Annotated in this window: 24 protein-coding genes and 4 tRNA genes; 5 read left to right on the top strand and 23 right to left on the bottom strand. The window is 40.4% G+C overall.

The window, feature by feature from the left end:
• Positions 1 to 623 precede the first annotated feature (623 nt).
• The gene (locus BFU02S_RS02585) at positions 624 to 1,604 is read right to left on the bottom strand and encodes a replication initiation factor domain-containing protein (protein ID WP_148660346.1); all 981 of its coding nucleotides are present in this window, start codon (positions 1,602 to 1,604) and stop codon (positions 624 to 626) included.
• Positions 1,605 to 1,738: 134 nt separating this feature from the next.
• Between BFU02S_RS02585 and BFU02S_RS16605 the strand changes: the two genes are divergently transcribed.
• Positions 1,739 to 1,915 carry a hypothetical protein gene (locus tag BFU02S_RS16605; protein WP_157075838.1) on the top strand — a complete coding sequence of 59 codons (177 nt, stop codon included), beginning with the start codon at positions 1,739 to 1,741 and terminating at the stop codon, positions 1,913 to 1,915.
• A 210-nt stretch (positions 1,916 to 2,125) separates the two neighbouring features.
• Here the strand turns inward: BFU02S_RS16605 and BFU02S_RS02590 are convergent, their stop codons facing one another.
• The gene (locus tag BFU02S_RS02590; protein WP_066366162.1) at positions 2,126 to 2,311 is read right to left on the bottom strand and encodes a helix-turn-helix domain-containing protein; all 186 of its coding nucleotides are present in this window, start codon (positions 2,309 to 2,311) and stop codon (positions 2,126 to 2,128) included.
• 141 nt (positions 2,312 to 2,452) lie between these two features.
• Between BFU02S_RS02590 and BFU02S_RS02595 the strand changes: the two genes are divergently transcribed.
• The 3 genes from BFU02S_RS02595 (at position 2,453) to BFU02S_RS02600 (ending at position 4,955) form a co-directional block, all read left to right on the top strand.
• On the top strand, positions 2,453 to 2,959 hold the full coding sequence (locus BFU02S_RS02595) for a helix-turn-helix domain-containing protein (RefSeq protein WP_066322370.1): 507 nt from the start codon (positions 2,453 to 2,455) through the stop codon (positions 2,957 to 2,959).
• A 63-nt stretch (positions 2,960 to 3,022) separates the two neighbouring features.
• A complete protein-coding gene (locus tag BFU02S_RS16610; RefSeq protein ID WP_157075839.1) occupies positions 3,023 to 3,187 on the top strand; it encodes a hypothetical protein in 165 nt (54 codons plus the stop codon).
• Between the two features lie 13 nt (positions 3,188 to 3,200).
• On the top strand, positions 3,201 to 4,955 hold the full coding sequence (locus BFU02S_RS02600) for a recombinase family protein (RefSeq protein ID WP_066366165.1): 1,755 nt from the start codon (positions 3,201 to 3,203) through the stop codon (positions 4,953 to 4,955).
• Here the strand turns inward: BFU02S_RS02600 and rlmH are convergent.
• The 21 genes from rlmH to ychF all read right to left on the bottom strand — a co-directional run bounded on the left by rlmH (position 4,857) and on the right by ychF (position 22,722).
• Entirely contained in the window at positions 4,857 to 5,336 is a 480-nt protein-coding gene (gene rlmH / locus BFU02S_RS16225; RefSeq protein WP_084360966.1) for a 23S rRNA (pseudouridine(1915)-N(3))-methyltransferase RlmH, read from the bottom strand. The genes BFU02S_RS02600 and rlmH overlap by 99 nt on opposite strands.
• Positions 5,337 to 5,437: 101 nt before the next feature.
• Positions 5,438 to 5,596, bottom strand: a complete 159-nt coding sequence (locus BFU02S_RS02605; RefSeq protein WP_084360968.1) for a CxxH/CxxC protein — start codon at positions 5,594 to 5,596, stop codon at positions 5,438 to 5,440.
• Between the two features lie 99 nt (positions 5,597 to 5,695).
• A complete protein-coding gene (locus BFU02S_RS02610; RefSeq protein ID WP_066366170.1) occupies positions 5,696 to 6,940 on the bottom strand; it encodes a S1C family serine protease in 1,245 nt (414 codons plus the stop codon).
• Between the two features lie 290 nt (positions 6,941 to 7,230).
• The gene (locus BFU02S_RS02615) at positions 7,231 to 8,025 is read right to left on the bottom strand and encodes an MBL fold metallo-hydrolase (protein ID WP_066366171.1); all 795 of its coding nucleotides are present in this window, start codon (positions 8,023 to 8,025) and stop codon (positions 7,231 to 7,233) included.
• A gap of 4 nt (positions 8,026 to 8,029) precedes the next feature.
• On the bottom strand, positions 8,030 to 8,830 hold the full coding sequence (locus BFU02S_RS02620) for a two-component system regulatory protein YycI (RefSeq protein ID WP_066366173.1): 801 nt from the start codon (positions 8,828 to 8,830) through the stop codon (positions 8,030 to 8,032).
• Positions 8,817 to 10,136, bottom strand: coding sequence for a YycH family regulatory protein (locus BFU02S_RS02625; protein ID WP_066366175.1), 1,320 nt, complete (start codon positions 10,134 to 10,136; stop codon positions 8,817 to 8,819). Before BFU02S_RS02625 ends, BFU02S_RS02620 begins: the two co-directional genes overlap by 14 nt.
• Positions 10,133 to 11,959 carry a cell wall metabolism sensor histidine kinase WalK gene (walK, locus tag BFU02S_RS02630; protein ID WP_235841971.1) on the bottom strand — a complete coding sequence of 609 codons (1,827 nt, stop codon included), beginning with the start codon at positions 11,957 to 11,959 and terminating at the stop codon, positions 10,133 to 10,135. The genes BFU02S_RS02625 and walK overlap by 4 nt, the downstream gene beginning before the upstream one ends.
• A gap of 5 nt (positions 11,960 to 11,964) precedes the next feature.
• Positions 11,965 to 12,675, bottom strand: coding sequence for a response regulator YycF (gene yycF, locus BFU02S_RS02635; RefSeq protein ID WP_066366180.1), 711 nt, complete (start codon positions 12,673 to 12,675; stop codon positions 11,965 to 11,967).
• A gap of 168 nt (positions 12,676 to 12,843) precedes the next feature.
• Positions 12,844 to 12,916, bottom strand: a tRNA-Phe gene (locus BFU02S_RS02640).
• Between the two features lie 163 nt (positions 12,917 to 13,079).
• Positions 13,080 to 13,156: transfer RNA gene (locus BFU02S_RS02645), tRNA-Asp, on the bottom strand.
• A 63-nt stretch (positions 13,157 to 13,219) separates the two neighbouring features.
• Positions 13,220 to 13,291, bottom strand: a tRNA-Glu gene (locus tag BFU02S_RS02650).
• A gap of 14 nt (positions 13,292 to 13,305) precedes the next feature.
• A tRNA-Lys gene (locus BFU02S_RS02655) sits at positions 13,306 to 13,381 on the bottom strand.
• Positions 13,382 to 13,667: 286 nt separating this feature from the next.
• Positions 13,668 to 14,960 (bottom strand): adenylosuccinate synthase, encoded by a 1,293-nt coding sequence (locus BFU02S_RS02660; RefSeq protein WP_066366182.1) that lies wholly within the window; start codon positions 14,958 to 14,960, stop codon positions 13,668 to 13,670.
• Positions 14,961 to 15,134: 174 nt separating this feature from the next.
• Positions 15,135 to 16,499: a replicative DNA helicase gene (gene dnaB / locus BFU02S_RS02665; RefSeq protein WP_066366183.1), complete on the bottom strand. Its 1,365-nt coding sequence runs from the start codon at positions 16,497 to 16,499 to the stop codon at positions 15,135 to 15,137.
• 191 nt (positions 16,500 to 16,690) lie between these two features.
• Positions 16,691 to 17,140, bottom strand: coding sequence for a 50S ribosomal protein L9 (rplI, locus tag BFU02S_RS02670; RefSeq protein WP_066366186.1), 450 nt, complete (start codon positions 17,138 to 17,140; stop codon positions 16,691 to 16,693).
• Entirely contained in the window at positions 17,137 to 19,110 is a 1,974-nt protein-coding gene (locus tag BFU02S_RS02675) for a DHH family phosphoesterase (RefSeq protein ID WP_066366188.1), read from the bottom strand. The genes rplI and BFU02S_RS02675 overlap by 4 nt, the downstream gene beginning before the upstream one ends.
• A 24-nt stretch (positions 19,111 to 19,134) precedes the next feature.
• Positions 19,135 to 20,079, bottom strand: coding sequence for a YybS family protein (locus BFU02S_RS02680; RefSeq protein WP_066366190.1), 945 nt, complete (start codon positions 20,077 to 20,079; stop codon positions 19,135 to 19,137).
• 245 nt (positions 20,080 to 20,324) lie between these two features.
• Positions 20,325 to 20,564, bottom strand: a complete 240-nt coding sequence (rpsR, locus tag BFU02S_RS02685) for a 30S ribosomal protein S18 (RefSeq protein WP_066366199.1) — start codon at positions 20,562 to 20,564, stop codon at positions 20,325 to 20,327.
• 52 nt (positions 20,565 to 20,616) lie between these two features.
• Complete coding sequence (ssb, locus tag BFU02S_RS02690) at positions 20,617 to 21,120, bottom strand: single-stranded DNA-binding protein (RefSeq protein WP_066366202.1); 504 nt, start codon at positions 21,118 to 21,120, stop codon at positions 20,617 to 20,619.
• Between the two features lie 68 nt (positions 21,121 to 21,188).
• Positions 21,189 to 21,476: a 30S ribosomal protein S6 gene (gene rpsF, locus BFU02S_RS02695; protein ID WP_066366205.1), complete on the bottom strand. Its 288-nt coding sequence runs from the start codon at positions 21,474 to 21,476 to the stop codon at positions 21,189 to 21,191.
• A gap of 145 nt (positions 21,477 to 21,621) precedes the next feature.
• On the bottom strand, positions 21,622 to 22,722 hold the full coding sequence (gene ychF / locus BFU02S_RS02700) for a redox-regulated ATPase YchF (RefSeq protein ID WP_066366208.1): 1,101 nt from the start codon (positions 22,720 to 22,722) through the stop codon (positions 21,622 to 21,624).
• A gap of 272 nt (positions 22,723 to 22,994) precedes the next feature.
• On the opposite strand from ychF, the gene BFU02S_RS02705 reads away from it, so the two are divergent.
• Positions 22,995 to 25,229: an SH3 domain-containing protein gene (locus BFU02S_RS02705; RefSeq protein ID WP_084360967.1), complete on the top strand. Its 2,235-nt coding sequence runs from the start codon at positions 22,995 to 22,997 to the stop codon at positions 25,227 to 25,229.
• The last annotated feature ends 35 nt before the right edge of the window (positions 25,230 to 25,264 follow it).

Genomic DNA, 25,264 nt, shown 5'->3' on the forward strand with positions numbered 1-25,264 from the left:
TAGAATGGTGTCCGCAAACTTCATTCTAACCGAGGGTTTTTGACTATGGCTCTCTTATTTTTTAAGAGAGTCCATTTTTACACATAATATCGGACTCAACTGTTAATTGAGTGTGTTTTTTAAAGGTGGTCTTCAAAAGACATTTTCAGGACTGGCCTATATAGATCTAAAATTAATATATATTTTGGGTGCACCTAAATTTGGGCTCATAAAATTGATTGGCGTTCGATGCCCCACAGGGTAATCAAACAGACTAACTGCGATAAATGCTACGAGCGGTTAGAAAAAGGTCGCTTTTATAACCCCGCACCTCTATACCAGGATCCGTCGAACCTTTCATCGTTAAGCAATATCAAAATGATACAACTAATTGCTTATCAAATTCTGAAGCCAGAACCCATAATGTAGTTACAAATTGTAATGTATATACCGACAATATGTCACTTTTGCACATTTATGGACTATCAAGAAGTTCGATTCATAGATGAGTTACGTTTCAGTCAACCATTTGATTGATACCTATCTAAGATGGGCGGCTTTTGGGGGCGGTACTCCAATGTGGAATGATATTGATGAAGACCGAGTACGGATACAACGAATATTCATCTCGTTGATAATCTGATTTATCCTCGAGCAAGGAGCACCACCCTATCAACTGGAGGTGGGGAACGGCCTAAATCGTCCACAGATTTTAACACAATAATCCGCAACCAGTTATTGCAATTCCATCGTGGTACAACTATTAAAATATAGTCACCAACGCTATATGGAAATGATTTACCGACGGGGTTGTCAATGCTTTCCGTTTCAGAAAGGTGAGGTGTCGTACCCTGATAAGACGATGGATTCAACCACTGTTCAAGTTGCAATTCGAATTCGCGTTGTAGGTCGCGAATCTTACCATAAGATTGCAGAGTCCCTAAAACCTGCTTTCTCTGATATGGGGTCAGGGATTTGAGACATTCTTGAACGGAATATAAAGATGCATCCACTCGCCAGTGCAAACACAAGTCATGAAAGAACTGATCGTTTTCCACGATGTAGACTTCTTTAAATGGTTGATATCCTTTAAGTCTGCTGAAAAATGTCAAGGCGTCTATACGCTGCGCCCGTTTGAACCGTATACGGATCTCAATTCTGCTCCAGTCACCAATTATCCCCTGTTCCTTCGCCTTGTTATATACACAGACTTGCCAATCCGACTTTCTTGAGCCGAAATACATTGTTCCTTGGTCTTTGAAAATATCATTGGTCTTTCTAACACGCGGTACCCAGATCTTATCGAATAGATCATCTAAATTCATATCGTGATGGTCAACTTTGGGGTCAATCCTACTGATTAATAGATCGCGAGGATCATCAACAATGAAACTCATCCACTGGTGTAGTTGATTAAATGACATGCCGGCTTTGGATGGATTGATGATGACTTTGTACCTTGAAGTGTTGCGGAATGTGGGATTCATGAACACCGTAATACATCCGAGCTTAACACATTCTCCGTAACCAAATTCATTGGCATCAAGCTTCGTAAACAATCGCCTTATGCCATGACTATCCAAAAGATCACGGAACTGACCGGAAAGATCGGAGCCAGTCACCATATGTATACCATCAAACGGACACAACCATAGCTCGGTTTCAGCCTCAAATAAGTGTCTATATGTAGTTTTGCATACGTTGCTACCTTTGACTTGATGATTCCAAAACGGGGATATACTCAAGGGGCTACTCCTTCGTGGATATGAATTGGAAGCTGGAAGCAGAGGTATTTCATCTTAGCAGGGATAGTAATAACCGAATGATAAACACTGGGGATTCATATGAGACAGATCTTGCCATGCGAAAGGCATATCTCAATGAAAGTAAATTGACAGGGATCAAAATGGAAGTACATTTTGATGAGCAATTGTAAACACGGGCAATAAACCGAAGTATTTTATCTTAACGGGGATTGTAATAAACCGAGGATAATGTTCCCGGTCATTAAGAGATCAACTGTTTTAGGCATCACATAAGTCTTTCAGTCATTGCTGGCTGTTCAGCGTTTGTTATGTAGTGCCAAATGTTGTGGGAGTTGAGACATCATAGGGGATGATAAAACGAACTGTAAGAAAGTCCGCATTTAACTGTTACTTGGATTATTCATCCATTGGAGAAAGGCATCACGAGGAATGATAATTCGAGATCCAAGACGAATAGCAGGAAAACCTGGCATTCTGACGATTTCATAGGCTTTATTAACGCCCACACGCAATATGTTGGCCACCTCATGAACCGTGAGTGATAATGGGAGATCGTGTGTGTTCATGAATCAATATCCTCCATTCAATGTTAAGTAATATCAAATACTATTATACGTTATTATCTGATTTTACACAATAATGTTTGATTTGACTTAACAAAAAATAAGATATATATTTATCTCATACGACGAAAGAGGTGGTTTTTCGTGCCTGACAATTATCTTGGTAATAGAATCAAGGAATTACGAAAGCAGTTGGGAATGTCGCAACAGGCACTTGCTGATGCCATAGGTGTGTCAAAACCGATGATTTCTCTATATGAGAATAATCGCAACAAACCGGACATTGATACCCTTATAAAAATTGGAAAAGTCTTAAACACAAGTTTGGATTCACTCCTCTTTCAGCCAGCCGATCCGATTTTAAAAAAAGCAAAAATCTCCACTGGAAACTATATTGATTACGTTCATGAGGTTGTTAAAAATGCTGTTACAAATAACAAACCCAATACCCAAAATTTTGAACCCAGTGAACAATCCGGAGTCAGTGATTTTTTGACATATATTAAGGAAACACTTGGCCGGAATTTCTTCACCGAGTTCCAAAAGTCTGATGATAGTCTCAAAAGAGCATTCATCCGTGACGTGAAACTGTTGTGGAACCTTACAGTCGCACGTGATCAAGAGAGTAAAGCCACGAATTCGGAATCTTAAAAGCGTTGCTTATCCATAAGAGATCTTATGAGTATTCAATTCATAAAAGGAGAAGATCAACGAATGAATCCAAATCATTGTCTGATTGAATCAAGAGCCCCACTGTTCCGTTATCCATCTCAGGAAGAGATTCAAAAGAAGGATCATTTTCTCAAACAACTAGCCCTTCTTTTAAATCACTCAGTGAATATTCAAACCAATATGAATCATGAAATTCCAAAGGAATAAGGAGTCACCGACCATGCCGGAACAAAAGAAAGCAGTCATTTATGCTCGTGTCAGTACCGAAGAACAAGCTAATGAAGGCTTCAGCATTCAAGCCCAATTGGAAGAACTCCATCGATATGCGGAATTGCAAAAGATGGTCGTGGTTAACGAATATGTAGATGAAGGATTCAGCGGAAAGAATATCACCGGACGTCCCAAGATGCAGCAACTTCTCAAAGATGCCTCACTGCGGAAATTTGAAGTTGTATTGGTCTACAAGATGGATCGTATTGCCCGCAACCTTAAAGATGCATTGGAGATCCATGATGAGCTTCAAAGAAATGATATCAAGCTTGTAAGTGCAATTGATAACTATGACACTTCGACCCCGATGGGGAAAATGGTTTTTCAGATTATGGGGTCATTTGCCGAACTCGAACGAAACACGATTGTCGGTCGGGTCAAAATGGGAATGACGCAAAGAGCTAAACTGGGTAAATTCAATGGCGGTCAATGTCTGGGCTATGATAGCGTCAGCAAGACACTGGTGGTGAATGAATCCGAAGCCTTGATTGTCCGCGAGATCTTCAATCTGGCGGAACAAGGTCTTGGATATAAAGCAATCGTGTCGCGTATTAATGAAAAAGGTTACCGGACCAAAAAAGGTAACCAATTTGCGGTGAATGCAGTTAAAGAAATCCTTAGCAACCCGATTTATATTGGGAAAATCCGCTTTAATAAATTGGAAAACTGGAATGAAAAAAGACGAAAAGGGCGCAACAAAGACTTCATTTTAGCCGATGGTGAACATCAACCGCTCATACAACTGGAACAATGGGAACGTGTACAGGAGATTCGCCAAAAGCGATCCTATAAACCGAAGAGATCAAATGATCCCTACATATTAAGCGGATTGATCAAATGCCCGATGTGTGGAACAGGAATGGTTCCGGGAACTTCCAAGGGTGAAGGAGGAAGATCCTATCGTTATTATATCTGCGGGCAACACCACAACAAAGGGAGAACAGCTTGTAAGGCAAACTCCATTCGTGCTGATATCGCAGAAAATGAAGTAATGGAACAGCTATCATTACTGATTACTCGTTCAGGAGAGCTCCAACATTTACTTGCAATGATCAACGAACAGCGGATCAATGCCATACAGCCTGTTCTTGAAGAAAAAGCTATGATTCAATCAAAGATCAAACAATGCGAATCGAAGATCAATAGACTTGTAGAGGAATTATTGGATGGCACCATATCAAAAACGATTCTTACCCCCAAACTCAATCAACTTGAGGAAGACAAAAATCAATTCGAGCATCAGCTCACTCAGCTCGATACTTCATTAACCAAGGCAGATACAACACCAATTGATTACGAGGCACTGCGAACTCTTTTAACAGATCTACATCAAACGTTGTCTGTTGTAGACGCTGATCATAAAAAAGCCCTACTGCGTCTCGTAATTAAGGAAATCCAAATAAGTAAAGATGCTCCGCGCGGTATCGGACGTCGTATTGAGAAAATCATATACAGTTTTGATTTTACTGACGCCGCTTCTCAGAACATCTTCGATCTAATTGATATGCTTTACCATGAATTCAAAGACCGCCTGAGCCACCTCAAAGTATCCGGGTATGAACTGGTGCCCTCAGAGAGTTTACTGAAGGGCACCCCTATTTTACCTTTAGCGATGATACGGTTCCCCCCGATTAATCCGAAACGCCCGATAAATCTGCTCCACCAAAATCAGCCTCATGAGCTGATGGGGGAAGGTCATCCGTGAAAAGGAGAGCTGTTCATTCGACCGTTTCAACACTTCATTGCTCAACCCTAATGATCCGCCAATGACGAAAGCAATTTTACTTTTTCCGTAGGTCGCCAGCCGGTCCAATTCTTTTGCCAATTCTTCTGATGATTGCATTTTACCTTGGATGGCGAGGGCAATTACGTATGTATCTGTACTTAGTTTGGCTAATATCCGCTCTCCTTCTTTTTGTTTTACTTGCATTATTTCCACTTCGCTTAGTTCTTCCGGTGCTTTTTCATCTGCTACTTCAATGATTTCAACCTTTGCATAAGCGGATAATCGCTTTAAATACTCGTCAATGCCAAGTTTTAAGTACTTTTCTTTCAATTTGCCAACCGTAATAATAGAGATATTCACAATCCACAACCCTTTAAAAATTGATTACAAACAGTTTACAAACAAGATATCCACAGAAGTTATCCACATATACACAACCATTGTCCACATTTTGTATGAAATCACTTGTTCGCCACAATATATACAGCGGGGTTTTCGCAAAATTCACAGGTTGTTGATAAGTTTTCCACATCTATTTTTGTTAAATGCGGAAATGTTTCATACTCATAAACAATTTTATCTAACGCAATATCAACATGTTCCTCGCAAGCATACACCATCTGATTCACCTTCCCATACAACAAAATTTCTACAATATTTTTACCGGCCTTTATTATGACATACCTGATCACAAAAACAAGAGGGTGGATGTCACCCTCTTACTGCTGCACACTATTGCCTGTAAGTGTTAAAGTGGTTTCCTGGAGATTACCATTCCGATAAAATTTAACGGTCATTTTTTGTCCGATTTTCTTTTTCTCGTACAATTGTTTCCGTAAATCGATGACGTTATTAATTTTTTGACCGTCTATTTCCACAATGACATCTAACTCTTTCAGTCCGGCCTTGGCTGCTGGTGAATTCGGTTCCACACTGCGAATTGCTGCTCCATAATTTACATTTGGTGGCAACTTCAGTGCTTCAGACTGATAGTATGCCGGGATTTCATCCACTGATTTTAAATCTACTCCCATATAGGGTCGTTTCACACTGCCGTATTTCTCAAGATCATCAATGATCGGTTTCGCAGAATTGATAGGGATGGAAAATCCAATCCCTTCTACGGCATTCTGGGCGATTTTCATCGAGTTAATCCCAATGACTTGACCTGCCATATTGATTAACGCCCCGCCGCTATTTCCGGGATTAATCGCAGCGTCCGTTTGTAATACTTCGGCCTGCCAATCAGGAGTGCCATCTTGATTAATATCCACCGGGATGGTACGCTTTAACCCAGAAATAATTCCTTCAGTGACTGAGCCTGAAAAAGCAGGCCCAAGCGGGTTCCCAATCGCAATCACCGGTTCTCCAAGTTTCAATGTATCAGAATCGCCAAAGTCAGCTATATCCGTCACCTTGCTTCCATCGATCTCAAGGACAGCTAAATCCGTCCAAATATCACTGCCCAATAATTTCGCCGGTAGTTTTGTTCCATTTTCCAGCGTAACTTCCAGCTTAGTTGCACCTTCCACCACATGGTGGTTGGTTACAACGAAGGCCTGATTGCCCGCCTTTTTATAAATCACACCCGAACCTGTGCCTACTGCTTGTTCTGATCTGTTGCTGCCATTCGGATACGACCAAAAATTGGACTTTGCTGCTTGAATATTCGTAACGCCGACAACTGCATTTTCTGCCTTGGCCACTGCTTTAGTCGAATCTGTTGTTACCTCATATGCAACTTGCTTATGGACAACATGCTGCTGATGATTCGTTTCCGTTACTGCACTTTCATTTGGTTCTATTTTATAGGGGAGCATCCCACGATTTGATAACACTGGAAGCGCAATAATGACCAAGATTGCCCCTATAATGGCTCCTATAAGGCTTGCAATAAAGATGCCGCCCCGATTTTTAGAACCCTCTGAATAACGGCTTGGCGAATGATCATCATAGTACCCCACTTATACACCATTCCTCTCTTACGAAATCTACTATTTACTTCATTACCCTTTATTTGCTAAAATACAACCTTCTAAAAAATTGTTGCTTATTGGAATCGCAAATAAAAGGGACAGATTCGCAAATAAAACTCGTAAATTCGCAAATAAACTGCCTAGATTCGCAAATAATCCCTGAAAATCTCGATACTCAGGTGTAATATTACATAATCTAAGAAAAAAACAACGAGGTATGCGAAAAGAGTGATGATATCCAATACGTCATCACACTTTTTTTCCAAATTTTAACGATATTATACTGCTGTTAAGGCTGTTGGTATTTTGGCGTCGGTATCGTAAAGTTCGAATTGTTCTCCGACAATGATCCCACGGCTCGCAAGTGTTTGCGTCACCGACATTCTTGCCAGGTCTTTCATATTATTATCAAGGCTTAGATGGGCGAGATAGACTCTTTTGGTCCGGTCGCCAATGACATCACTCATCGCCAAGGCGGCATCTTCATTGGATACATGGCCGACATCACTTAAAATTCTCCGTTTAATATTCCACGGATATTTTCCCATGCGCAGCATTTGTACATCATGATTAGCTTCAAATATATATACATCGGCGTTTGAAATCGTTCCCTTCATCCGGTCACTTACATAGCCAGTATCCGTAATCAAGACAAGCTTTTTTCCTTCATGATGAAAAATATAAAACATCGGTTCCGCTGCATCATGTGAGACACCAAAAGACTCGATATCCACCGAACCAAAACTTTTTACCGATTCCATCTGGAAAACAAACTTTTGCTCTGTTGGGATTTCCCCAACAGAGCTTTCCATTGCTCGCCACGTTTTTTCATTTGCGAACACAGGCAATTTATATTTCCGGGCCAAAACCCCAATTCCTTTTATATGGTCGCTATGTTCATGGGTAACAAAAATAGCAGACAGCTTGCTAATATCACGACCAATTTGTTGAAACAAGGTTTCCATCTGCTTGCCGCTAAATCCGGCATCGACTAAGAAGGAATGGTTTTCAGACTCTACATAGAAAGCATTCCCTGTGCTCCCGCTTGCTAGAATACTATAACTTAATGACATGAAATCACTCCACACTTGGTTTAGCATCACTATTAAACTGGATAATTTGACCTTCAAATGCATTTACGAACAAATTTTCTTTATCATTAATGATAAAGTGCCAGGTAGGTGCCAGCACTTGAGATGCCGCCAATTGTACTAGTGTTGAATAACCCAGTTCAATCTTGGTAATTTTACTTTTCGGCTTTAATTCACCCTTTTGATGCAAGGCTTCAATCGCCTTAAGTGGAGAAAGAATTTCTTCCTTTGCTGTCAGCCTCTCAAAACCTTCCAGATACGTTTGCTGATAGGAGACAATTTGATTATTCGTATTATAATGAAGCGTAATCATCCCATTAATATTTTGATACAATAAGGTAGCCTCAAATTTTTGAAAACAAGTAATGGTTTTTGTCTTATCATCTTTCTCCCAAAATTGATAATGGTCACCATAAAGAACATGATCCTTTAAGAAATTAGCAATACTGGAAGGATCCAACTTAGAATCCAATTGATAAGGATTTTGCAGGGTTCCCTGAAGAGTCGTAGCCGGGTCGCCGAGCAATGTTGCAGTTTGCCCTTTAAGTTTGGCAATGTCACTTTTGGTAAATATCTTTGGTTTTGCACTTAGATATTGTGCTTTAATCTGGGTCTTCGGCAGATCTGTATACTTTATACCATCGGCTTTTAGCTTTTCTTCAAGAGTTGCCTCAGTCGCAATTTCGTATTTATTGGCATTTCGAATGGTCAAGAATTGGAAGAATAGGTAAACATCCAAAATCAGAAATGTAATAATAAAGATTGTCTTAATTTTACTCCAATCCATGCGCTTGTCCTCCCAGATCATCCGTCGTTATCTGTCCCCAAATATTATCATAACGGTAAAACCAGGAAGGCTCTAAGACGATCAGCCTATTTTCATCCGCATCCCGCTCCATCCGGTATCCCAAAACGATATCTTCGAGCAGCTCTGGCCGAAAATTCTTTTTGGTTAATAGGATTTTCAAGGCGTCATGCCCGGATGGCATCTTCACCAGTTGCATTTCTGATGTCAGTGGAAGATCCAATGAAATATTTGGCCTGACATATTTATTAATTTCATTTTGTCCCCAGACTTCATTGATTTCCGAAAGACCTGTATCATTAAATACTGGGTATCCATTCATGCTATATAAACGAAATATCACTGAGCTATTCTTGACATTTTGTGAAACAAAATGGAAATCGTCTGTCCAACCGCCATGTTCATTGACAAAATCAATACTTCGTTTCACTAAATCATACGGGTTGTCAACATAATGATCCTCTGCTGTCGGATTCACATAAAAAAGCATACTGCTGGCATAATTAACGGTCATTTTACTGGAACCATTTGTATACTCTTCTCCCTGCTTGACAATACTTTTTTGCACAAAGCTTGGGTCACTGAAAAGAGCATCCTTAAATTCCTCCGAATTAAGGGTTACTGGCAAATACTTATATGTTGTCATTTTTGTCTCCTGATCCGGAAGGAAAATTTGTTTATCAGGAGTATCAAAAGCAAAATAACGCGGGTATTGGTCTGCATTTTTCACAAAGTCATGATAGAATTGACTTGCATTTGCAAGTGATATATGACCCATATACACTTTATGGCTCTTAGTAGAAACAAAATAGACGATTCCGTATTCCTTTTCTAGATTACCTACATTAATAATGATCCGGTCGAAAGTAAAAGAAGGGACTTTCCTTGCTTCAATATTAAGCACGCTGCGATATAATTCGATCGGCACCTCTCCTGAGAAGTCTACTTCTGCATTGCCTGCACCAACCATTAATGATTTAATGTTCGGCACCTTCGCTGTATATTCCTTTACATCCGTAAACGTCCATTTGCTTAATTCCTTAATGAACTTTTCAAGCTCTCCAGGATTATTGGTTCCGTAATGCCCCCCCTTTAAATGAAAAAGCATTCGATCAGGTTGAATAATCTTTTGTACTTCTTGTTTTTCACTTAAGGTAACCTCTTGTACGTAATTACTGCTTTCCATCGTTTCATAATGAGGCTGGTATGTCCAAAGATTCCACGTTAACAGAATACTAAACAAAACAAGTACCGTTAAAACCACTGATTTCAACTTTTCATATCTCATGACCATTCATCCTCTTCCGTACGATCATAGGGCAATGAGAAGGAAATGGTGGTTCCTTTGCCTTCTTCACTGTCGGCCCAAATTAAGCCGCCATGAGCATCGACGATTTCTCGTGCAATGGCAAGTCCTAATCCAGTACCGCCCATTTTTCGGGTTCTGGCTTTGTCAACACGGTAAAAACGGTCAAATATTTTTCCAATACTTTCTTTCGGTATCCCCATTCCTTCATCGGATATACTGACAATCACTTTATCTTCATTCTGATGAATGGAAAATGTTACTTGTCCACCTTCAGGAGAATACTTTAAGGCATTAGAAATAATATTATATAAAACCTGTGTCATCTTATCTTCATCAATTTCTACATATATTCCCTGATCGGGCAACATTCTTTTAAAGGTGACATTTTGTTTTTTTGACATTTCAAACCGATCAATAATACGATGGAAAAACTTAACGACGTTTACCCACTCCATTTTCATCTTGTAATCGGTACTATCCATTTTTGATAGGGTGAGCAAATCATTGACAAGGCGAATCAATCTCTCTGTTTCAGTCCTTGTGACTTCTAAAAATTTCGGAGCAAGTTCTTCATCCTTCCAAGCCCCATCAGCCAGTGCCTCTAAATAGCTTCTCATCGTTGTTAATGGTGTCCTTAATTCATGGGATACATTGGCAACAAACTCGCGTCGATCCGCATCAATTTTTTCCTGTTCCGTGATATCATGGAGGACAGCAATCAAGCCGTTCACAAAGCCAGTTTCCTTTTGAATAACCGAAAAGCTGGCCCTTAGGATATATGCCTCTTTCTTTGTACTGTAATCGAGAATTAATGAACCCTCTTCCTCAAGTAAATCCTCAAATGTATTGGTTTCTTCTAATCCTAGTAAAGAAACAATCGGCTGAGACAACACTGTTTCACGTGAAACATTCAACATTTCTGCTGCAGGATCATTAATTAAGATCACCCGACCTTTACGGTCAGTAGCTATGACACCATCCGTCATATGTGCCAAAACAGAAGACAGTTTCCTCCGTTCCCCTTCGGTCATCGCCTGAGCTTCTTGCAGTTTCTTCGTTAAATTGTTAAAGGTAACAGCCAATGTTCCAATTTCATCATTCCCATATACTTTGACCTTCCGGGAGAAATTCCCTTTCGCCATCGCCTGAGCTTGCTTTGTCATATCAGCGATTGGTCTGGTAATGGTTTGTGCCAGCAAAATTCCTAATGCAGCAGTAATAGCTAAAGCAATCACTGTTCCAGTTGCAAAAATATTATTGATCGTTTTCATTTGTTCGAATACATTTTCAATTTTGGCAACGAGATAAATGGCACCTATTACTTTTTTCCCTGATTTTATCGGGGTAGAGAGGACCCAAATGCGGTGTCCTGTTTGAGGATCAATTAAAATACTGCTTTGGTCCTCTTCCATTACCATCGACTGCTTTATTTGGAGTTCTGTTGTCCTTTCGCCAACAACTCCTTGATTATTAGGATCAGAGGTACCAAGGATTTTCAGTGATCTGTCAATAACCTGGACTTCCGATATATCAACTGCTTTAAAATCGCGGAGCATTTTCTTTATTTCTTGCTCAAGTGTTGGTTCATCGGGTTTTCTTTCCTTTTCCATTTCCTCTCGAATATTATAGGCTAGCAAATTCACACGTTCTTTGATCGATGTTTGAAAATTAGTCCTTAATGTCATTTCAAGTTGCTTGACAAAATAAACACCGATAATTTGCATAGCCACTAAAATAAGAAGGACATAGATGATGACAAACTTCACATGTATTGAACGAAAGAAAGCAAGCTTTTTCTTCAACGCCATTACTCCTGTTCAGGATTCCGTAAATAATATCCAACTCCACGGCGGGTCACAATCCAAGTCGGATGGCTCGGAGTATCCTCAATTTTTTCCCTTAATCGTCGGACGGTTACATCAACTGTACGGACATCCCCATAGTAATCATATCCCCAGACAGTTTGCAGCAAGTGTTCTCTTGTCATCACTTGGCCGATATGTTTTGCCAAATAGTAAAGCAATTCAAACTCGCGGTGTGTCAATTCAATGGTTTCACCGCGCTTGGATACCACATAAGCATCTGGATGGATCACAAGTGATCCAATAACAATTTCATTTGATTCGTTTTCTTCTTCAGTCGGACTCATACTTGTATTATGACGGCGTAAATTCGCTTTCACGCGGGCAATTAATTCCCTTGTACTAAACGGCTTCGTTACATAGTCATCCGCGCCAAGTTCAAGCCCAAGCACTTTATCAATTTCAGAATCCTTCGCTGTTAGCATGATGATGGGCATATCATATTTTTTCCGGACTTCGCGGCATACCTCCATCCCATCTCTTAGTGGCAGCATAATATCCAGGAGAATTAAATCCGGCTGAATCTCCTCTACCAATTGGAGAGCCTCATTGCCATCATAGGCACAATAGACACTATAACCTTCTTTTTTTAAGTTAAACTGCAAAATATCTGCAATTGGCTTTTCATCATCGACAACTAGAATTTTTTTGTCCATATTATTGCTCCTTTCACTTACTCAATCTATTTAGACAAGTGCTTAATAGGCATGTTTACTCTATTTTACTTTACCACTGTTTCAGCTTAAATTCATCTACTAGTAATTAGCAGAAAAAACAAAAAAGCCCCTAGTTACATGAACCAGAGACTTTTATTTTTTATTGAATGGCTCAGGACGGAATCGAACCGCCGACACAAGGATTTTCAGTCCTTTGCTCTACCGACTGAGCTACTGAGCCGAATTTAGATAGCACCCTACAGTATAGTTTTAGTTCGTCCTTTGTCCACGCCTCAGGAAGATTATTCAAGATGCTACTCGGCGTGTACAACTCGCAGCTTTTTCACTGAAGTTTTGCTCGTTGCTCTACCGACTGAGCTATTGAGCCATGCTCTTTATGTAAATGGCGGTCTGGACGGGACTCGAACCCGCGACCTCCTGCGTGACAGGCAGGCATTCTAACCGACTGAACTACCAGACCATATATATGACAGTCAACAAGGAAGCTGTCCTTGCCAGCCGCTTGCCGACTGTCAAATGCCGATGACCCCTACGGGATTCGAACCCGTGTTACCGCCGTGAAAGGGCGGTGTCTTAACCGCTTGACCAAGGGGCCATATTATTTTTAAATGGTGAGCCATGAAGGACTCGAACCTTCGACCCTCTGATTAAAAGTCAGATGCTCTACCGACTGAGCTAATGGCTCTTATTAAGATAATCCCCTACAGGAAAGTTTTCAATCGTCAGATGTCCCCGCCTCAGAATGCTTATGCAAGAAGCAACTCGGCGTGTACAACTCGCAGCTTTTTCATTGAAGCCTTGCTCGTTGCTCTACCGACTGAGCTAATGGCTCTTATTTGATGATTTCTATCATCTCTTTGCGACGTTTTTTATATTATCATTAAACCTATTAATTAGGCAATACTTTTTTAAAACTTTTTTTTAAATGATTTAAGGAAGCCCCTCGATTTGAAGGACTTCCTGTTTGATCATTACACCTGTCTCCAAGGATTGCGCACTACATTTGTCTGAGAACGATCCGGGCCTACGGAGAAGGTTGATAATGGCACACCGGTAAGCTGTGTGACCCTTTCAACATAATGGCGGGCGTTTGGAGGCAGTTCATCTAAAGATTTACAACCAGTAATATCTTCAGTCCAGCCAGGTAGCTCTTCGTAAATCGGTTCACATTGTGATAAAATCTTTAGATTTGCCGGATATTCCGTAATGACTTCATCTTTATAACGGTAAGCAGTACAAATTTTTAATGTCTCAATTCCCGTTAATACATCAATTGAATTTAATGAAAGGTCTGTTATACCGCTGACACGGCGGGCATGGCGGACAACGACGCTGTCAAACCAGCCAACACGACGCGGTCTTCCAGTAGTCGTGCCGTACTCACGACCAACTTCACGAATCCGATTGCCAATTTCATCATGCAATTCGGTTGGGAACGGGCCATCCCCAACACGGGAGGTGTAAGCTTTACATACACCGACGACATGAGTAATCTTTGTCGGGCCGACACCTGAACCAATCGTAACACCGCCGGCAACTGGGTTAGAAGAGGTAACAAATGGATAGGTACCTTGGTCAATATCCAGCATCACGCCTTGAGCCCCTTCAAATAGGACGCGGCGGCCTTCATCCAATGCATCATTTAATACAACTGAAGTATCACAGACATACTGTTTAATTTGCTGGCCATATTGATAGTACTCTTCCAGAATGTCTTCCTTTTTAAAGCCTTCAACCTCGTAAATTCGTTCAAACAAGCGGTTTTTTTCCAATAAATTTCGTTCCAGCTTTTCCTCAAATATTTCCCGGTCAAGCAAATCGGCAATTCGAATCCCTACGCGGGCAGCTTTATCCATATAGGCAGGACCAATTCCCTTTTTGGTTGTGCCGATCTTGTTTTCTCCTTTTCTTTGTTCTTCCACCTCATCCAATTTTAAATGATATGGAAGAATCACATGGGCCCTGTTACTGATCCGGAGATTATCAGTTGTAATTCCTTTTTCATGTAAATAAGCAAGCTCTTGTATGAGGGCCTTTGGGTCAACGACCATTCCATTGCCGATGACACAAATCTTTTCTTTATTAAAAATTCCCGATGGAATTAAGTGCAGTTTATACGTTTCACCATTAAATTTAATGGTGTGTCCTGCATTGTTTCCGCCTTGATAGCGGGCAACAACCTCGGCATTTTCAGAAAGGAAATCCGTTATTTTCCCCTTTCCTTCATCTCCCCACTGAGTACCAACAACCACAACTGATGTCATAAAAAGGCACCTCCATAATTTTCAACGTAAATACTATGCAACACTATCTTAGTTTATCAATTTCGATGCCTAAAATCAAATTAAAGACGAACATTTTATATAAGTATAGTTAAATATGTTCGTATTAATATAGTAAACTAGCAAAATAAAAAGGCCAGCCAAGCTTGGCTAACCTTATGCTCCGGGGGGAACCATCGAATCATCGAAACGTCTCTCTAAGTTGACAAATTTATTATATTCTTTTACAAATGCCAGCTGGACGGTACCAACGGGGCCATTACGCTGTTTAGCAATGATGATTTCAATAATATTTTTATTCTCCGATTCCTTATCGTAATAATCATCACGATATAAAAAGGCAACAATATCTGCGTCCTGCTCAATACTTCCTGATTCACGAATATCAGACATCATCGGCCGTTTATCCTGACGCTGCTCCACACCCCGGGAAAGCTGGGAGAGGGCAATGACGGGCACTTCTAGCTCCCGGGCCAGTTGTTTAAGTGCCCGAGAGATTTCAGATACTTCCTGCTGCCGATTTTCCCCAGATCTTCCTGAACCTAGAATCAACTGCAAATAATCAATTAAAATCATCCCTAAGCCATGTTCCTGCTTTAATCGGCGACATTTAGCCCGAATATCATTTACACGGACACCAGGTGTATCATCAATAAATATTCCGGCATTCGATAGGCTTCCCATGGCCATCGTCAATTTTCCCCAGTCTTCATCTGTAAGGGAACCCGTACGCAGCCTTTGGGCATCAATGTTTCCTTCCGCACAAAGCATACGCATAACCAGCTGCTCGGCACCCATCTCAAGACTAAAAATCGCTACATTTTCTCCAGCTTTAATCGCAACATTTTGCGCAATATTTAGGGCAAACGCTGTTTTACCCACAGAAGGACGGGCGCCGACAATGATTAAATCATTCCGCTGGAAACCTGCTGTCATCCGGTCAAGCTCGGTAAAACCTGTCGGGATCCCGGTAATATCCCCAACGCGGTTGTGCATCATTTCAATGTTATCATAAGTACGGACAAGCACATCTTTAATATTGTGAAATGCACCGGCATTTTTCCGCTGGGCAACTTCTAATATGCTTTTTTCCGCTTCACTTAATACCGTTTCGACTTCATCTTCACGGGTATATCCATCCGTAGCAATATTGGTCGCTGTCCTGATTAATCTTCGCAGCAGGGACTTTTCTTCTACGATTCTAGCATAATATTCAATATTAGCAGCTGTCGGAACGGCTCCGGCAAGCTCATTTAAATAGCTGACACCGCCCGTATCCTCAATCAGTTTGGCCGCTGCCAATTCTTCTGTTACGGTAACCAAGTCAACTGCTTTTCCTTGATCAGCAAGTTTAAGCATGACATGAAAGATTTTTTGGTGTGCCGCACGGTAAAAATCTTCCGGTATTAAAATTTCCGACGCCGTTATTAAAGATGACGGCTCAAGAAAAATCGCTCCTAAAACCGCCTGCTCAGCCTCAATATTTTGCGGCGGCATACGATCTGCAAATAAATCGCTCAATCTTAAAACCTCCCATTCAAGAGGATTTATAAAATCAGTTAGAAGATAGAGGCGTAGTTCCTATCGACCAAAGAAAAAAGTGACCAGTAAAAAACCGATCACATTTCTTAATATCATTTTTTATTCTAACATGTTTTCCGTAAATTACGCACTGGAAATTTACCGGAAAGAGAGAGTGAAGCAAACTTGCTTTATTTAACTTCCTTTACATGTACAGTTAAAGTTGCCGTTACATCATGATGGAGCTTGACGGGAACTTTTGTGTGTCCAAGGGATCGGATGGCATCTGCCATTTCCATCTTCCGCTTATCAATTTTAATGCCATGTTTCTTTTCAAGTTCATCAGCAATTTGTTTGGATGTAATGGAGCCAAACAGTCTACCGCCTTCACCGGCTTTCGCTGTCAACTCAACAGTGAGTTGATCCAATTTCTCTTTTAATTTTTTTGCTTCTTCCAATTCTTCTGCAGCCAACTTTTCTTGTTTTTTCTTTTGCGCATCCAAGGCGCTAATATTGGCACTCGTTGCTTCCACCGCTAAACCTTGTTTAATTAAAAAATTATGAGCATAGCCATCCGCTACATTTTTGATCTCGCCTTTTTTCCCTTTGCCTTTTACATCCTTTAGAAAAATAACTTTCATTCTTTTTTACTCCCTTCAAAATATTCATCAATAGCCTGCTTTAACTTTCTTTCCGTTTCTTCGATTGTCAGGCCAGACAGCTGTGTGGCGGCATTCGTCAAATGACCTCCGCCTTTTAAACTTTCCATAATGACTTGAACATTGATATTCCCTAATGAACGGGCGCTGATTCCAATTACTCCTTCACTACGTTTGGAAATAACGAAAGAGGCAAGAACTCCATCCATTGTCAGCAGCGTGTCGGCTGCCTGAGCAATAATCACTTGATCATTCAGTTCATTTTCCTTTCCCTTAGCAATCGCAATTCCTTCACGGTAGAAGGAAACGGATTCAATGAGCTTCGCCCTTTTTAAATATGTATCTACATCTTCTTTTAAAAACTTTTGAACAAGAATGGTGTCAGCTCCATGTGCTCTCAAGTAAGAGGCAGCATCAAATGTACGGGAACCCGTTCGTAATGTAAAACTTTTTGTATCAACAATGATCCCCGCCAGTAAGGCGGTTGCTTCAATTACTTCAATTTTACCGCGTTTTGGCTGATATTCAAGAAATTCGGTTACCAACTCCGATGTAGAGGAGGCATACGGTTCCATATATACAAGCAAAGGATTCGCAATAAAGTCCTCACTCCGGCGATGATGGTCTATCACCACAACATGATCGATTCGTTTTAGCAGCCGTTCTTCCATAACTAAAGATGGCTTATGGGTATCAACGACTACAAGTAATGTTTTGTCCGTGGCAATTTCTAAAGCCTCTTCCGGTCCAATAAAGCGGGAAAATAAATGTTCCTGTTGGCGGATTTCTGCCATTAACCGTTTCACGCTGCTGTCCATTTCCTGCATGTTGATCACAATATAGGCATCCTTCTGATTCATTTGTGCCACTTTATAAATTCCAATACTGGCGCCAATTGAATCCATATCAGGATTTTTATGTCCCATAATGATGACTTTATCACTGGCAGTTACTAGATCTCTCAAGGCATGGGAAATAACACGTGCTCTTACCCGTGTCCGCTTTTCAATCGGGTTTGTTTTTCCTCCAAAAAATTTCACTTTTCCATTTGGAAGTTTAATGGCTACCTGGTCACCACCCCTGCCTAATGCCAAGTCAAGGCTCGATTGGGCTAGCACCCCTAATTCTGGCAGGGAAGAAACACCCGTACCCACACCAATGCTCAGAGTAAATGAAATATTTTGTTTTGAGGTCATTGCTCTAATTTCATCGAGAATGGTGAACTTTTCTTTCTCTAGTAAATGAAGGATCCCCTCATTAAATACAGCAATAAATCGTTCAGACGAAATCCGCTTGAGGAAAATTCCATTTTGATGAGCCCATTTATTTAAAATGGAAGTCACCATATTATTGATGCTTCCCCGCATCTGGTCATCCATTCCCTGGGTCAAATCATCATAATTATCTAAAAACAAAATAGCGATAACCGTTCGTTCGTCATGGTACATTTTTTCAATATCGATCTGTTCCGTGACATCAAAAAAATATAAGTGACGGTCATCAGGCTTATGAATGACACGGAATTTCCGATCATGAAGTGCGATAATTTCCGTTTCTGCTTCTTGTTCTATTAATGGGATCAAGTTGTCGGCTACATCATAGAGAGATCTTCCAATCAAGGCTTCCTCATCAAAACACGACGATAAATATGGATTAGTCCATTCAATATAATAGTCTTCATTTATCAGCATAATCCCGATTGGAAGCTCCATCAGTGCTTCTTCGCCGACTTTTTTCACCCGGTGGGAGAGAGTTGAAATATACTCCTCCATTTCCGATCGCTGGCGCCGTTCCATTACAGCCATAAAATAAAGCGGGAAAAACAGCAGCAACAGGCCAACAAGGCTTAAAACCCGGTTATATAAAAACAGAACGCCGAACAGTAATACTACAACGCCTATCAACCCATAAAACGGGTACCGATTTGACCGCTTTTCTAAATATGGAGGCATTTTGTCAGCTCCTAATTTCAAGACTTACTCTTTATTCATAAAACGCTTTCTAAAATCAAAGCCCATGTCTGTGATGCCCAATAACATTATTATATAATGAATAGTCGGAATCGTGAATGCAAGAATTACAATGATCACCCCAAGTCCCTTCGCAGCAGACTTCTGGTATAAGATAAAAAATATAAATGAAAGCCCCTGAATAACCATAAACATTTCCAATATATAGAACGCATTCTGCAAAACAATATATAAAAAAGTTCCTTCTTGGGGATGAAACAGCATATTGGCCCCGATTGCAATTAAAAAGTACCATAATAAACTTCTTGGCAGGGTAAGATTTCTAAATTCCCCCCAAATCGGTACTTTCATTCCAAATCTCTTTGCAATGGGGAAGCAAATCAATTGGATTAAACCTGCATAAAAGATGGAAGCAAATATGAACAGGCTCGGAGCAAGTGTGTGAATCATTTGAAATATCATTTCATATTGCTGTTTAACTTTCTTGAGCTGATCCGTTTTCCCACTAGATTTCATTATATCTTCCGTCATAGCCTCCGACCTCTTAAAAAGATCTATCAGCTCTTTAAAAAAATCAAAATGGAAAAAGGCAACATTTACAGCATATGTAATGATTAATCCGACAAGAAGAATGAGTGAGCTTCCAATTAAAATGGCTGATCTGCTTGCTTTTCTTTGCACCATATAGCCCATAACGATTCCCGTTATGCCAAACATAAGCACGGTTATAAGCCCTATAAGGGAACCGGCAATAAACGAAATAAAGACAGCAGCTATAGCGAAAGCTCCAATATATTTTAGGTTATTATTTACCGAAAATAAAACAAACGGCAATGGCAGAACAAGATTTGTAATAATTCCAAGAATGGGGATATAAATCGTTATGAACATTAAAACAGCAAACACCGCCAGCAGTATCGCACCCTCTGTCAATTTGCTTACATTCTTCACTTCTTCACCTCTAATGAAATCCTATCTCTTTATTTTAACGGGATCTGTACAGGTATTCAACTATATAAGAAAAGCGCCTGGTCACTCTAACAGGCAGATGTTCTTCTGCACTAAAAGTCTGTTTTTTTGAACATTTAGTCCGTCCCGAGGGGCTGCGCTGAAGCTGGACAATCTTCGAAGTCAAACTTTATACTTTCTTTCTAAAAAAAACAGCCAGAGCAGAAAGCCCCAGCTGTCTTTATTTATTATTCACCAGCCACGAATGGCAGTAATGCCATTTGACGTGCACGTTTGATGGCTACTGTTAATTTACGTTGGTATTTTGCACTTGTGCCAGTTACACGGCGTGGTAAGATTTTTCCACGTTCAGAAATAAACTTTTTCAGTAAGTCTACATCTTTATAATCAATGTGTGTAATAGCATTTGCAGTGAAATAGCATACTTTGCGGCGTTTTGCACGTCCGCCTTTACGTCCTCCTGCCATGGATCGTTCCCTCCTTTATTACTTTATGAATTAATTTTTTAAAGGTTATCATTTAGAATGGCAGATCATCATCGGAAATGTCAATTTGACCACTTCCGGCAAATGGATCGTCATTTACTCTTGTATAACCTTGGTTGGTATTAGGCCGTTGATTCTGATTCCCAAATGGAGCTTCGCCTTGTGGTTCTCTTGGCGGTGCACCAAAATAGTCGGTGTCGTTTCTATTGCTGACGGCACTTTTTGGTTCCAAGAATTGAACACTTTCCGCTAAAACCTCGGTAACATAAACACGTCTTCCGTCCTGTGCTTCATAGTTGCGGGTTTGAATACGGCCATCTACGCCTGCCAAGCTGCCCTTTTTTAAAAAGTTCGCTACATTTTCAGCTGGTTTACGCCAAACGACACAATTAATAAAGTCTGTTTCGCGCTCCCCCTGCTGATTCGTATAGTTACGATTCACCGCTAAAGTGAACGTAGCAACAGCAACTCCGCTTGGCGTATAACGCAAATCCGGATCTTTCGTCAGCCGGCCAACAAGCACAACACGATTTAACATCAGAATCAACTCCTTTTCTCCCGTTCCATGTTTCACGTGAAACAATAATGGAATGTATTTATCTAAACTTACGCTTCTTCTTTAATGACGATATGACGAATGATGTCTTCATTGATTTTGGCAAGACGAGAAAATTCTTGCACTGCAACTGCTGGGGAAGTCGTTTTCACGATTTCGTAATATCCGTCACGGAAATCATTGATTTCATATGCAAGACGGCGTTTACCCCATTCTTTCACTTCAGCTGTTTCCGCACCATTCTCAAGAAGAATATTGTTAAAGCGCTCCACAAGAGCCTTCTTTGCTTCATCTTCAATGTTTGGGCGAATGATGTACATGATTTCGTACTTGTTCATCTTTAGGCACCTCCTTTTGGTCTAAGCGGCCCATGAAAGTGGGCAAGGAGCAATTATTCATTACTCACAAGTTGAAATTATAACATAGAAAAACAGGAAAAGCAATGTCCCTTTCCTGTTCGCCATGTTTAATTCATTATTATTTTTATACATTAAATCGGAAGTGGATAATGTCCCCATCTTGTACTTCATAGTCTTTTCCTTCAAGGCGTACTTTTCCGGCTTCCTTTGCAGCATTATAGCTTCCTGCCGTTACTAAATCTTCATAAGAAACTGTCTCGGCCCGAATAAAGCCTCGTTCAAAATCCGAGTGAATAATTCCGGCGCATTGAGGTGCTTTCATTCCTTTTCTAAATGTCCAAGCGCGTACTTCCTGAACACCAGCGGTAAAATAGGTTGCCAATCCAAGTAGGCTGTAGGCAGCGCGGATTAATTGGTCAAGGCCTGACTCCTCAATCCCCAGTTCTTCGAGGAACATCGCTTTTTCTTCCCCTTCAAGTTCGGCAATTTCCTCTTCAATTTTGGCGCAAATAACAATCACTTCGGCATTTTCAGCTGCTGCGTATTCCCGTACCCGCTTGACATATTCATTGCCTGATGGATCTGCTATATCCTCTTCACCAACATTTGCCACGTAAAGCACAGGCTTAATCGTTAACAAATGAAGGTGTTTGACAATTTTCAGCTGATCTTCAGTAAAATCAATGGAACGAGCAGGCTTTTCTGATTCAAATGCTTCGCGTAGCAATGTCAGCACTTCAAACTCTGCCGCTGCATCTTTATCCTTTTGTTTCGCTAATTTTTCCGCACGGCTGATTCGTTTTTCAACGGTTTCCATGTCTGCTAGAATCAATTCCAAGTTAATGGTTTCAATATCGGAAATAGGGTCAACCTTACCTGATACATGGGTAATGTTATCATCCGCAAAACAGCGGACCACCTGACAAATGGCATCCACTTCACGAATATGCGAAAGAAATTTGTTTCCCAATCCTTCCCCTTTGCTGGCACCCTTCACAATGCCGGCAATATCGGTAAATTCAAATGCGGTTGGTACTGTTTTCTTCGGCTGCACAAGCTCAGTTAACTTTTGTAGACGGTAATCGGGCACTTCAACAATCCCGACATTCGGGTCAATCGTACAGAAGGGATAGTTTGCTGATTCTGCCCCTGCCTGAGTAATAGCATTAAAAAGGGTCGATTTCCCCACATTCGGCAGACCAACAATACCTGCTGTTAAAGCCATACAAGTTCACTCCTTCAAAAGACATTCTATCTTGAAACAATCGTTTTTCTATAAAATTAATGGATAAGTCTTTCACAATTATAGGCACTTTATAGTAAAAACACAAGAAGAAGCGAGGGATCATATTGATATGCGTAAAACTAAAAAATACATTTGTACTTCTAAACTATTTTTAGTAAATGTCGAAAATTAATATATATCAACATATATCGATCTATTTTTCTACTTAAAATAGACATATTTCTAATCAATTTATACCTGGGGGAGGAGCTATGAAGAAAGATAAAAATACTAAACAAATAGAAAAAACACAGATCTCAGGGAATATTGTCAAAAAAGCAATCTTGCCAACATTTTGTTTTGCTGCGCTATCGACAATGGCCTTTGATGAAACCATTTATGCAAAACAAACTACTACTACCGAATATGTGAATGTAACAAGTGGCACACTAAATTTACGAAAAGCTGCTTCCTCAAACGCTGCTATTATTGCCAGTCTTTCGAAAGGCACTGTCGTAACCGTCTATTCACAAGCCAACGGCTGGGCGAAAGTGACCGCTAATGAGAAGGAAGGCTATGTCAATTCCAATTTTCTATCATCCAATAATCCTAATCAGACAAGTACTGCTGCAAAAGCTGTCCCCACGACAAAATATGTTAATGTCAGCTCTGGTTCATTAAATATGCGCAATAGTGCCTCAATAAGCGCTTCGACCATTGTTAAACTTGCTACAGGCACTGCCGTAACAGTTTACTCTGAATCTGCCGGCTGGGCGAAAATTGAGGCATATGGGAAAACCGGATATGTCAGTTCAGCTTACTTATCAGCTGAAAACCCCAGCCAGGGCAAAACTTCCTCTTCAAAAACAAAACAGCCCGTCATTAAATATGTTAATATCAGTTCAACATCTAAATTGAATGTAAGAAAAAATCCTTCCACTAATTCAGCTATTGTGGCTACATTAACAAACGGTACCGAGGTAGAAGTAAGTACAGAGAATAGTAGCTGGGCAAAAATCCAAGCCAATGGCATAGAAGGCTATGTTAGCTCTGCATTTCTTTCGTCCGCCAAATCAAATACCAATTCTTCATCTGCGGCTAAACCAAAAACCACAACTAAATATGTCAATGTCAACATCGGTTCTACATTGAATATGCGGAAAAGTGCTAGTGAAAATGCATCGATAGTAGTCAAATTAGCTCGCGGAGTAGAGGTAAACGTTGATTCAGAAACAAATGGCTGGGCAAAAGTTGAAGTATACGGTCAAACCGGATATGTTAATTCCAACTATTTATCGGTCACAAAACCTGATACTGAAACCAATCATTCACAAGAACCAAGTCCCGGGCAGAGTAATCAGACAAAAGCTGAAAAATATGTAAACGTTATATACGGTTCAAGTCTTAATATGCGATCAGCTGGCACTTCCAATGCAGCGATCATCGCCAAATTGGCCAGAGGAACGGTTGTCACTGTTCTTTCTGAAGCAAATGGCTGGGCAAAGGTAACAGCAAACGGACAAACAGGCTATGTCAGTTCACAGTACCTATCTGCTACACCGCCATTAAGTCCAAATACATCGAAGAACTCTATAGAAAAAATAACACAAACTTATAATATAAGCTTAAAGGACATGGTGAAATTAGAAATACCCACAAACCCGCAGACAGATAAAAAATACAATACCTATATTCGTTCTGATGCATTAACCTTAACCAGTTCTTCAAGCGGAATCGTAAATGGCAATGGCTGGAGTGTAAGGGGCGGAGCCGGTTTAAACTATTGGATCGTCGGTAAAGTTAACAATCAAGAACCATTAAAAATTCTTGCAAAAGTAAAAGGAACAGACGGCCATGATTGGTACCAGGTTTCCTATAATAAACAATGGGTAAATGCCAGTCCGGATGATATTTCTTATTACGTAAATCCGGATAACTTTTTAAATAATACAGTAGATTCCTTACAATTTTTAAAACTGTCGATTACAACAAACCTCAATACCGATGAAGTAAATGAAAGAATTCTAAAGGGAAAAGGAATTCTACAAGGCATGGCTTCAACCTTTATTAAAGCAAGTAATACATATGGAATTAATGAGCTTTATTTAATTTCCCATGCCTTACTTGAAACAAATAACGGAAAATCGGAACTTGCTAATGGAGTAAAGATTAATGGAAGAACAGTTTACAATATGTATGGAATTGGAGCCTATGATCAACGTGCAGTGGCAAGCGGAGCACAGTTTGCTTATAACGCAGGGTGGTTCACTCCAGAAGCAGCTATTATCGGCGGTGCCAAGTTTATTGCCGATGGATATATCAATGCTGGCCAGGACACACTTTATAAAATGAGATGGAATCCAAGTGCTGCAGCATTATTGGGCACAGCAACACATCAGTATGCCTCAGATATCGGCTGGGCCGCAAAACAAGTTCAGCAGATTTATAATTTATACAAGTTATTAGATTCATATAAACTAGTACTGGAAATCCCGAAATATAAGTAAGAAAAGCGCAAGGCGCCAAGCTAGTGCCTCCGACT

The organism is Neobacillus fumarioli NBRC 102428 (assembly GCF_001591485.1).
GTDB classification, from domain to species: domain Bacteria; phylum Bacillota; class Bacilli; order Bacillales; family Cytobacillaceae; genus Neobacillus; species Neobacillus fumarioli.